This window comes from Polaromonas sp. CT11-55 (assembly GCF_047303325.1).
Taxonomy (GTDB): Bacteria; Pseudomonadota; Gammaproteobacteria; order Burkholderiales; family Burkholderiaceae_C; genus Polaromonas.
On the sequence record NZ_JBKBEX010000049.1, the window covers coordinates 1 to 11,612 of the forward strand.

Annotated in this window: 4 protein-coding genes; all 4 read right to left on the reverse strand. The window is 67.8% G+C overall.

The window, feature by feature from the left end:
* On the reverse strand, window positions 1–1,722 hold a 1,722-nt coding region (locus ACEN8I_RS23785), incomplete at its 3' end, for an SdrD B-like domain-containing protein (protein WP_413331117.1).
* Complete coding sequence (locus tag ACEN8I_RS23790) at window positions 1,722–7,769, reverse strand: SdrD B-like domain-containing protein (protein WP_413331119.1); 6,048 nt, start codon at window positions 7,767–7,769, stop codon at window positions 1,722–1,724. The genes ACEN8I_RS23785 and ACEN8I_RS23790, both read right to left, overlap by 1 nt.
* Before the next feature lie 114 nt (window positions 7,770–7,883).
* The gene (locus ACEN8I_RS23795; RefSeq protein WP_413331121.1) at window positions 7,884–10,526 is read right to left on the reverse strand and encodes a beta strand repeat-containing protein; all 2,643 of its coding nucleotides are present in this window, start codon (window positions 10,524–10,526) and stop codon (window positions 7,884–7,886) included.
* A gap of 92 nt (window positions 10,527–10,618) precedes the next feature.
* A complete protein-coding gene (locus ACEN8I_RS23800; protein WP_413331123.1) occupies window positions 10,619–11,119 on the reverse strand; it encodes a hypothetical protein in 501 nt (166 codons plus the stop codon).
* Between the last annotated feature and the right edge of the window lie 493 nt (window positions 11,120–11,612).

The window sequence follows — 11,612 nt, forward strand, 5'->3', positions numbered from 1 at the left end:
GCCGCCGCCCGCGCCGTTGTCGGCGAACACATTGCCGCTCAAGGTGCTGCCGCTGTACAGGCCGAAATTCTGCGGCGCCGGTGGCGCGCCCACGATGCTGAACTGGATGATGCCGGTCGGGTTTTGCGTGCCGATAAAGCCGGCCGGGTAGGCCGCCGTGATGTCGCTCAGGGTGGAGTTGCCGTCCACGACCAGGCAATAGTTGCCCTGCTGTATGTTGGTAAAGCTGTAGGCGCCGGTGCTGAGATTGACCGAGGCCGCCACCGTGGCCGGGCCGTTGCAGGTGCTGCCCGAGCGCGGCACCAGCTTGACCCACAGGGCGGTGGCCCCGCCTATGCCGGCCTCGCCCGCGTCCAGGTTGCCGTTGTGGTTGGGATCGCTGTACACGTTGCCGCCGAAGCCCAGGGCCACCGTGCTGACCACGGGCGCGGCACAGCCGGCGCTCGGCGTGTTGGCGGCCGTGCAGGTGGTCGGGGTCGGCGGGCTGGTACCGCCGGCCGGGTCCACGGCGGTGTAGTTGGTGACCGTGATATTGCTGGTAGGCTTGGCCGTGATCTGCAGCACCGAGGTGCCGCCGCTGGCGGCGATGGTGCCGACAAAATCACAGGTCACCAGTGTGCCGCCGGCGTTGGCCGCGGTGGAGCAGGTCCAGCCGGTGCCGCTGCTGCTGACGTAAGTCATGTTGACGGGCAATTGGTCCACCACGCGCGCCACAAAGGCCGGCGTGGTGGTGGTGGTCGCCACCGTGAGGCTGTAGACACTGTTGATGCCCACCTGCAGCGCCGGGCTGGGCTGGGATTTGGTGACGGTCAGCGTGGGATAGATGGGTGTGATGGTCACGGACCCATTGCCGCCGGGATTGCCGCTAGCCGGCGCCGTGCCGGCGACGGTAGCGCCGCCCGCGCCGCCCAGCGAGGCGGTCACGCTGAAGGCCGAAATCACCGTCGTGTCACGGCAGGAGCCGCCGCCCGTGGCCTGGGCGGTGTTGTTGGTGGCGGCGTTGTCCACCAGTTCCGCGCCGCCCACACCCGCCGCACACCCGGCGCCGCCGCCGCCGCCGCCGGCACCGTCACCGGTGCGTGTCGCGCCGGTGCCACCCGCCGCGCCCGGCAAGGTGCCGATCGTCGTGGTCGCGGGGAGCCCCGCTCGGCCCGCTATCTGAAGCGCGCCACCCTGGCCGCCACCGCCGCCGCCGGCGACGATCAGCCGGGCATTGGCGGCCGTGGCCACCACGCTGGCAGCGCCGCCGCCGGCACCGCCGCCGGACCAGCCACTACAGCCAGGGTTGCCGCCCGAGCCGCCGGCCCAGCCGGGAGCGCCACCCGCCAGGCCGCCCGCGCCGGCCGCGTTGGTGCAGGTGAATGCGCCCTGCGAAGTATTGCCGGCGCGACCGCCCTGCCCGACCGCGATGTTGAGGACAGTGCCGGGGGCGATGTAGTAAGTACCGGTGGCCCGCGCGCCCGCGCCGCCGGCACCGCCATCGCCGTTCAAGTCATTGCCGCCGCTGCCGCCGCCCGCGCCGTTGGCCTGGATGATCACCCCGCCCGCGCCAGCGGGCACGGTGTAGGTCTGCAGGGCGCCGGTGTAGTTGAAGGTGGTCTGCGCCGTTGCCCATGGCGCGGCCAGCAGCAGCAAGGCGGCGCCCCATGCGGCCCGTGCCAGGCCGCGTGAGAAGGTCGGCTTGCGCGTCGAACGGAAAACGGGGCGCTGGAAAAACATCATTATTGAGGGGCCGCCGTGCGGGAAGGAGAAGCCGCGGCCGCGCCGGAAGGCTCGCCGAACACGTTCTCGTCAAACTTGAAGCGTACACGCAGATAGAGGCCGCGCTGGGTGTAGGCCTCGCCCGCCATGTCTGCGGCCTTGAAGCCCTTGACGTTGTAGCCCACGGACACCCACATGTTTTTCCAGGCGAGGTAGCCGACTTCCACACCCACGGCGGTTTCGGCGGCGCCGTTGCCCCACAGGCGGTAGGCCTGCAGGCTGAAGTCCCAGCGCTCGGTGAGGTCCCAGGTGGAGCGTCCGCCAATCAGCTGCGTGAAGGAGCGGCTGCTGATGCCGTTGGAGCGGTCGCTGCCCCACTTGGCGGCGTAACGCCCGCTCATGATCCAGTTGCGGTTGGGCTGCACATTGAGGTGAGTGGACAGGATCAGGCCGGACTCGTCCCGGCTCAGTCCCGGGCCCAGGGTGCTGTCGGAATCTTTTTTGTACTCGATGCGGCCCAGTGCATTCCACTTGTCGCTGTCCACGGGACGGTAGGCCACGCCGGACTGCGCGGTGATGAGCTCGCGCTTGCCGCCGCCGGCGCCCAGGTTGGACTGCTCACTGTAGAGGCCGCGGTTGAGCAGCGTCCAGCTGTCGTCCAGCTTGTTGGCCAGCGCGCCGGTGAGCAGCCAGCTGCTCGAGTTGGTCGAGGTCTGCCACTGCAGCTGGCCCGAAGCCTTCCAGGTGGCGGCGGCGGTGTAGTCGGCGCCCAGCGTCACGGCGCTGGAGTCGTCGACGACCACACCCGAAATCGGCTTGATGCGCTGCACGCTGGCCGTCAGGCCGACGCCGTTGTCCAGGCGCCAGAGCCGGCGCAGGCCCAGGGCGGCTTCGCTGGTGCGGCCGTTGATGCTGTCGCCCATGCGGTATTCGTTGAACAGCTGGGTGCTGTCGGTCAGCTCGGTGTTGATGCCGGCGACGGTGGTGTACTGCGAGGTTGAGGCGTTGAGCGTGTAAATGCTCTTGAGACTGTTGATGAAGTCGTGGCGCGCATACAGGCGCGTCGTCGAATTGATGGCGTAGTTGCCGCCCACGCCGACTTCGCGGCCGCCGCTGCCGTCAATGGCGTACTCGGCCAGGCCGTAAACATCGGCCTGGGGCACGTCGGGCACGGGCACCGTCACCTTAACGCGCGCGGTGGTAGTGCCGACTTCTTCGGAAGAGCCCGCCGCCAGCGCCGTGGGCGATGGAACGATCGGCTGGGTGGAGCCCGGCAGGGCCGGGCCGGACAGGGCCGCGGCCGTGTTGGCGGCGCTGTAGCGCACGCCGACTTCCACCTTGATGTTGCCGTCCATGCTGTGCTCGAGCTTGAGCTCGGCGCCGGTCTGCGACGCGCCGGTCACGCTGTTGGCGGTGCGCAGCGCTTCGCCGACCACGCGGTTCTTGTCGTCCACCGCGTAGCCGATCTTGGCGCCGTACTCGGACTGGCCGGCCGACTGAACGCTGTTGGGGTTGTAAAAACCGGCGCTGGTCTTGGCGCCCCAGACACGCGCCTGCAGCGCCTGGTCTTCGTGGCGGATCTCCACGCGCTGACCCGAGCCGCTGCCCTGCAAGTCGGTGCTGCTGCGCGCGATTTCGCCGGTGGCCACGGTCTTCTCGCCGAGCTTGGCCGTCACGTTGAGGCCGTCCAGGTTCTGCCGGTTGGCCGGGTCGGTGTCGCGCAGCGTCGAGGCGCCCAGCGTCACGGCCGGCGTGACCTGCAGGCGGGCATCGGCGCCGGCCACCGTGTGCTTGGCGCCGCCGGAATCCACCGAGTAGCTCACCCGCACGAAGATGGGGTTGAGGTCGGGATCCACGCTGGGCACCGGCGCCTTGAGCAGCAGCCGGCCGCTCATGGGCTCGATCTCGTAGTCGGTGAACTGCGTGAGCGGCGTGTCGTTGATGATGACCGAAGCCTGGCTGCGGCTGCGCGTGAGAATGTTGACCTGCTGGCTGTTGACCACGCCGTTGAGGTTCAGCAGGAAGGGGCCAGAGGTGCCGTTAGCGCGGAACTCCTGCACCAGCTGCGTGGTGGCAGTGCGGCTGGCAAAGCCTTCCACCGTGACCGCGCCGTCCTGGTAGCGCCCCTTCACACCATTCAGGGCGCGCGAATACTGCGTCAGCTGGCGCGCCTGGTTGTCGGTCTGGGTCGAATAGTCACCCAGCAACGCGTAGTTGCTGCCGTTTTGCAGCATCACATACAGCTTGCCGGTGGATTGCGCGTCAAAGCCGCGCGCCGACGAGTCGCCGTAGACCGGGTAGAACTGGCCGGGCTGGATGTCGCGGAACAGCGCTGTGTCCGAAGGCTTGTCCGAGTCGTAGGCCAGCGTCAGCAGCGAGGAACCCAGGACCTTGCCCTTAAGGAACAGCGCGGTACGCGCGGCGGCCTCGCCCTTGCCGCCGGAAAAGCTGCGCGAGGCGCTCTGGATCTGGCGCTCGAATACGTCGCCGCTTTGCGCCGGCTGCAGCGCGGAAGGGTTGAGGCGGCGCAGATTGATCGTGCCTTCGACGATACCGGCGGCAATCATGGGCCGCAGGTTGGGCATGAACTCGATGGGCGACACGGATTTGACGGTGCCGCTGGTGATGGTGAGCTCGGCCTTGCCGGGCTGGGCCGGCGGCAGCAGCAGGAAGCGGCCTTCGCCGCCTTCAACAAACACCTGGGTACCGGGCTGGCGCGCGTCGAGGTCGGGCGTCTGCCACTGGCCCTGGCTGGCCTGCAGGCTGACCTGGGTGCGCACGGCCACGGGCAGGCCTTGCGCGTCGCGCAGCGAAATGGTCACAGGCACGGCGGTCGCGCCGTCGGCGATCAGTTGCGCCGGTGAGGCAACCTCGATCTTGGCCAGCGCGCCGGGCACGCGCACTGTGATCTGCGCCGTGCCGCGGGCATTGCCGAAGCCGTCGAGGGCGCGCACAGTCAGGGTGTTGCGGCCGGGTTTAAGGTCCACGCCGATGTATTCCCAGGCCAGGATCTTGTTTTTCTCCAGGCTGCTCTTTTTGCCGACCTGCGTCGCGGGCACGGGCTGGCCGTTGACGGTGAGTTCGAAACGCGCGCCCAGCGGACCCTTCACACGGACCCGGGTCTGCGCGACCGGCAGCAACTGCTCGTCCACCAGGCCGACAAAACCGGTCGCAGCGTCCAGCTCCGGCAACAGGTCTTCCAGCGGTTGCAGCACCTGTTCGATCGCGGGCGCCTCGGCGCCGGCCGGTGCGGCGGGCTGGGCCGGCTCCACGCTGGCCGGCGTGTAGATGGGTTTGGGCAGGCGGGCATTGGGCGCGGCGGGACCGCCCGTGTCGCCGACGGCGCCCAAGGTACCCGGGAGGGGAGCCGCCGCCACGGCATTGCTGCCGGCGTTGTTCTGCTGCGCGCCCGGCAGGCCCATGGAGCCGCTGGCCGGCAGCGTGCGGCTGTCGGGCGCGGCGGCGCCGCGGTTAGCCTGCAGAAGCGCGCCGGCGGCCTGGGTGATTTCCGATGCGTTGCCCAGCGCCTTGCGGCGCGCCGCGATCTGCTCGTGAATACCGGGCGTGCATTCGGCAATCGCGAAATCAGCCTTGTGCAACTCGCCATTGGTAAGGTCTGCAAAGCGGCTGCCGGCATCGAAGGCGTTGCGGTTGCTCAGCACGGCCAGCGTGGCGCCCGCGGGCAACGTGGTGTTGTCGACCTTGGCCACGTGGGTGCGCGGCTCCAGGCCGTAGAAGCTGTACTTGCCCTCTTCGTCGGTCACGGCATAGGTGCCGTCTTCGAGGTAGATGCGCACGCCCGGAATGCCCGGCTCGCCGGCGTCCTGCACGCCGTCCCTGCTGCAGTCGGCGAACACCTTGCCGAACACATAAGCCTTGTTGGAGAACACGCCGCCCACCACCTGCACGCGCACGCTGGAGCTGTTGGAGCGCACCGCGCCGCTGGCAGCCTGGGCGGTGTTGATGCCGTTGCCGCTCTGGCTGCCCGCGCCCACGCGCACGCGGTAGGTCAACACAGGCTGCGCGCCGGCGGCGATCGTGCCCACGGTGAATTGCAGGCTGGGGCCGGCGCCGCCGGCGGGATCGGCCAGCGCCGCGCCGTTAAGCCGCGCGGTGCCGCGCACATAGGCAAAGCCGGCCGGCAGGCTGTCGCTGACCACGACGGCCGGCAGCGGCGCTGCCGAGACGTTGTTGAGCTTGACGGAATAGTCGACGAAATCGCCGATCTCCGCCGTTTTTTTGTTGGCGGTTTTCTGGATGAACAGGCCGCCCGTGGTGGCGCCGGGGTCAAGGGGCACGTCGAAATGCACCGGCGCCAGCGCCACCAGAAAATTGCCGCCATAAGAACCCGGCGTGTCGATCACCCGGCCGGCCGGCTGCAACGCCGCAGGCACCCGCGAAGGAAAAGAAAAGCCAGCCGGCGGGGTAACCACCAGTCGATAGTGACTGTTGGGCACCAGCGGGAATTCATAAAAACCGTCGGCCGCCGTCACCACGACGCTGGGCGCCGGCGTGACGCCGTCCATCAGGAACACCACAGCCGGGCCGCCGGGGTTGCCACCGTTGCCCGCGCCGAGGACGTCAATCAGCTGCACCGTGGCGCCGGCGATGGGCTGGTTGGTGGCCGAGTTGTAAACGGTGCCCGAAGGATCGACCAGCAGCGTGGTGGTGACCGACACCGTTATGCCGCCGCAGGTCGTGATGCTGGCGGTCACGGTGTCGTTGCGCAGCACCTCAAGGATGCCGTCGCCCGAGGCCACGATGTGCGAGGTCGCGTTCGCGGTGGGAACGCTGGGCAGGATGCGGAACACGCCGGTGTTGGGCCCGGTTTCCACGGCCGTGTAGGTTTCCGAATCACCGGTAAGGTGGCTCACGATGGTGATGGGCACCGTGCCTATCGTGTTGGAGTCGGCATTGCAGATGGACGCGTCAGCCTGCACAAACAGTGCGTTGCCGGGAATGCTCTGGGTGGCGTGCGCCGTGTAAGTGTTGTTGGTATAGAACTGGATGCTCGCCGTGTGCGCAGGCAGCGGTAGCACCACGGTGTTGCTGGCGGTGGTCAGCGGCGCGGCGGCATCGGTCCAGTCGGCATAGGCGGCGCCGCTCACGTTGCCGGAGGCATTGGAGTTCACCATGACGCTGAACTGCCCCAGGAACAGACCGCCCTGCGGCAAGGTGGCAATGGCCCAGGCCACCGCGTCCACCACGCCGCCGCCCGGCACAGTGGTGACATAGCTGCCGGTGGCGGCGCCCTGCAAGTGGTACAGCGTCTGCGCGCCGGGATTGGTGGCCGGCTGGGCCGAGGTGAAGACCGTGTTCACCGGCACCGGTGCGCGCAGGATGAACAGCGCGGCGGGCGCGCCGTTGACCGTCACGTTGGCGGGGCTGGCCGCCATGTTGCCGTTGTTGATGGCCCTGGCCGTGAAGCTGAGCGCCACGCTTTGGGTAGCGGTGGCGGTCGAAGCCGCGTAGCTGACCTGCACGGCCGCGCCGTTGGTCAGGTTGAGGGTGTCCGTGTTGGTGGCCGTGGCGTTTTGCAGCTGGCTGATCGCGCGCAGGCTGATCTGTGCGGTCTGGCCGGGTACCGCGCCGGGCGGAATCTGGCCGGTGATCAGCAGGCCCGCGGTGGCGCCGACGGCCACCGGCACCACGCCGCCGGCGGGCACCACGGGCTCACCGGCATCGACCAGGCCGTTGCCGTTGACGTCCAGCACCACTTGCAGGTTCAGCGGCGTGAAGGCGCTGCCGCCGGCCACGCTGGCGGTGACCAGGTAGTTGGTGGCGGTGTTGCCGGTGTTGGCCAGGTTATGGTTGATGGTGAAGGAGGAGCCGACGCCGATCAAGAGGTTCTGGCTGGCGTTCAACGTAAGCGCTTCCAGCGCCGCCACCGTGGTGTTCACGGTATTGGAATTGATGCGCACCGGCAGGCCCGTCGCAGTGTCCGTGAAGGTCGCGCTCGCGGTGTTGCTGATCACCGTCCCCACCGGGGTCGGCGCTGCCTGTGCGGCTGCCCAGAAGAGCAGCAACATGCAGGAGATCAGCAGTTTGCGCAGCGGGCGAAAAAGCATGTGGGCTGGATGGGTGGTGGGTTGCGGCAGGGCGTCGCTTTCCAAAGGGCACGCGGCCGTGCCCTTGGAAAAGCGGGGAAGCTTTCGCTTCCCGCGCTGGAGGTCAGTCCCGGGTTAGGGGTTGATACGCACACCGAAAGTCACGACAGCCGACTGACCGGGGGTCAGGGTGCCGATCGTTGCGGTGACGGTGCCGGCCGCGCCCGCGGACGGGCCGGTGACGGTGCCCACCGTGCTGGCAGCGGCGCTGCTCAGGGTGGTGTAGCTCGGCGTCGCGTCGGACACGACGACGGAGGTCGCATTCGCGGATCCCACATTGGTCACCGTGATCTGGTACAGCACGCACTGGTTGGGACGGGCGCTCAGGGTGGCCGCCGCGTAAACCGTGCCGCCATTGGGGCCGGCGCAGGCCGTGTCCAGGGATTGCGCCTTGGCCAGGGTCAGGTTGCCGGCGATGACGGTGGTGCTGTCAATGGCGGTGGCCACTGCGGGGATCGTCGTCACATAGCTGCCGTTGCTGGTCGTGACCGTGATGGTCGTGGCATCCACCGCGCCGGGGGTCGCGCCGCTGGGCGCGATCACCTTGTTGAACACGGTGATCGATGCGCCGGGGGCCAGGCCCGCGGGCAGGACGCCGGCAGCACTCAGGGCACCGCTGATCTGCGGGTCGGTCGCGTCGAGCACACCGTTGGCGTTGGCATCGTAATACAGCGCGGAAGTCCAGCCGGCCTGGTTGTCGGCGCCGGAGAGGGTCACCGTGCTGACGGTGCCGTTGCCTTCCAGCACGTTGCCGGTGTTGGTCAGGGTATGGCTGTAGACGTAGGAGCCGCCGGGGTAGGTCTGGCCGGCACCGTTGGGCGTCAGGGTGATGGAGCGCACGGCGTTCACGACCACCGCGTCATGCAGCGTGTCCGAAGCGTTCGAGGTGGGCGACAGCGTGCGGAAGTACAGCTGCGTGGTGCCTGCCGCGAAACCGGCCGGCACACCGACCACCGCGCAGACCACGACGTTGCCGCCGGAGGCCACGGAGCCGGTGTTGGTGATGGTCGCGCCGGTGGTCGAGCAGTTGCCCGCGCCGCCGTCGGCGCGGAAGCTGACCGTCCAGCCGGCCGGCAGCGTCACGCTGGCGAAGGTGTTCACCGTGCTGGCGCCCAGGTTGTAGCTGTCCGGCGAAGGGCCGGTGTTGTTGGCCACGATGGTAAAGACCGTCGAGGCGCCGGGGTTCAGCGTGTTGGTGACCTGTGCCGAGCCTTCACCGTTGGCGAACACGCCCACGCCGGGAACACCCACCGCGGTCGGCAGATTGTTGGTGGCGTCAACCGCTGCGTTGGCCACGGCGGTCAGCTGGTCGGGGGTGCTGGCCGATTTGGTCGGGTCGAACACGGAAGTGGCCGTCTTGGTGATGATGAAAGGCGAGCCGGTGTTGGTCGCGTTCGGCGGCAGCGTGGCCTTCAGGATCACGTTGTAGGTGGCACCTGCAGCCAGGGGGCCGGTGTCGACCGTGCCGTCGCTGTTGGTGTCGACCAGCGGCGTGACGCCGTCGCTCTTGAACAGCTGGAAGGTCGTGCCGGCCGGGAAGTTGCCCGTGCTCAGCGTGATGTTGAAAGTGTCGGAGCCGTTGCCGGTGTTGGTCACCGTGTTGGTGAAGCTCACCGTCGAGCCTGGCGCGGCCGGACCGGGCACCGTGGTGCCGGTCAGCGTCACGCTGGCGGTCTGCAGCACCGTGAAGGGCACGGTGTTGGAGCCGCCCGTCACCGTGGTGGCGCCGTTGTTATAGGACGTCGTGGCAGTGTTGTTGAGCACGCCGGGCGCCGTGCCCGGTGCCACGGTCACGCCGAAGCTGATGGTGCCCGACTGGCCGGCCGTCACCTGGTTGAGCGTGACCAACAGGGTCTTGGTGCCCAGGGTGTAGCCCGAAGTCAGGGTGTTGGGCGCGGAGCCGCTGGAGCCGCCGCTGTCGCTCAGCGCGGTGGCGCCGGTCACGCTCCAGCGAGCGGAGCCCGCGGTGTAGGTCAGGCCTGCCGGCAGGACGTCGGTGATCGCCACGGCGGTGGCCGTGCTGTTACCGGTGTTCGTATAGGTCAGGGTATAGGTGATGGCCGTACCGGCCGCGCCGCTGGACACGCTGGCCGACTTGGTCAGCGTCACCACCGCATTCGTCGTGGCCGTGGTCACGTCGGTGTTGGACTGGGTCTTGGTGTTGTCGAACACGCTGGTGCCCGTCACCGTGATGGTGTTGGTCTGCGTCGCCGTGGCGGTACCCGGGAGGGTGGCAACCACGATGTACTTGAACAGGCCGCCGGCAGCGAGTGCGCCGGTCGAGGTGATCGCGGGGCCGGTGGGCGAACCGCTGCCGTTGTCGGCGAATATCTGCACGCTCGCCATCGAGAAGGCGCCGGTGTTGCTGGTGGTCAGGTTGAAGGTGTCCGTGCCGTTACCCGTGTTGGTCAGGGTATGCGGGTAGTACACCACGCTGCCCGGCGTCGCGTTCTGCGCGCCGTTGGAGGCCAGCGTCAGGCTGGCGATCTGCTGCACCGTGGTCTGCACCACGTTGGAGGTCACCGTGCGCGTGATGCCCGATGCATCCGAGTACGTGGCCGAGGCCTGGTTGCTGATCGACGTGCCGGCGGGCGGCGGCGCGGCATGCGCAGCCGTACCGGCCATCACCAGCGCGAAGGCGACGAACAAGCCCACAATCCAGTGGGTGAAGAAGTGCGGCAGCCCTAGGGGCCGCGGACTCGGGGGGTTGGCATACATGGCGTATTTCTCCTGGCTACAAGACAACGGTGAATCGACAGACAACTAACAACAAAAACTGGGAAGGGCGCTGTGGACGAATCCAGCCGCGATCAGGGCTTGGCCGCCGAAGCGACAGCCGGGGCATCGATGCTCACGCGCAGGCTCACCACCGAGGTCGCGCCCGCGGGCAGGCTGCCGAGTTCCCAGCGCAGGGCGCGGTAGTCGGCCAGGGGCACGGGCTCTTTGCGCATGCTGCCGTCGGCCTGCTTGACCATGCGGGTCAGCGGCATGGGAGCGAAGGTGCTGCCGTCGGTGGACGCCTGGGCTGCGCCGGGCTGCTCGCTGGCCGCGATGAAGGTGGTGCCGGGCGGCACTGGCACGGTGGCCAGCAGCTTGCCCGCGGCGGCCGTGCCGTTGTTGCGATAGGTGGCGCTGTACTGCAGGACGTCGCCCGGCTTGCCGTCGCCGGCAGGCTTGAGCACCGGCTTGCCGGCCACCATCTCGACGCGCTGCGCCAGCAACTGGGAGGTCACTGGCGAGGCTTGCGCCAGGACCACCTGGCCCAGGGCCAGGCCGGCGGCAAAAATGCAAAATTTCAGAACTGTTTTCATGGTTCACATCCTTTTCGTTACAAGTCGGCGGATAACAGCGCCAGTGATCGGCGGCACGGCCTGTATGCGCTTACAGACCTTTGGACGTAACTTTATGTTACTGATAGCTCTTTTTTGGCTCGACTAAGTCACGATTCGCCAAAAAACAAATAGAAAACCCGAATTTCTGTGAGAAAACCCGCAAAAGCAGTTCGAATTAGGGTTGCGCTTGTGACTTATTGTAATTTTTCATCTGGTCGTCTTACAAGTAGTCACAAGTACGCAGGATGGATTTTCGTGACAAATTCACGTAAGCCCTAGGGAGTAGGTCTTGTTTTTGCTCGCGGCGCGGGGTGGTTGTTACAAAGCGGCGTTCCGGCTTCCCCCTTCCGCGGGGGGCGGGGGCTTGCTCCGGCGGCTTGTTATCTGCTGAGGCTGTTGGCCGGGTCTCGCCCCGGCGGGCGAGGCACTTTTCTTTGCTTCGCCAAAGAAAAGTACCCAAAAGAAAGGCGAC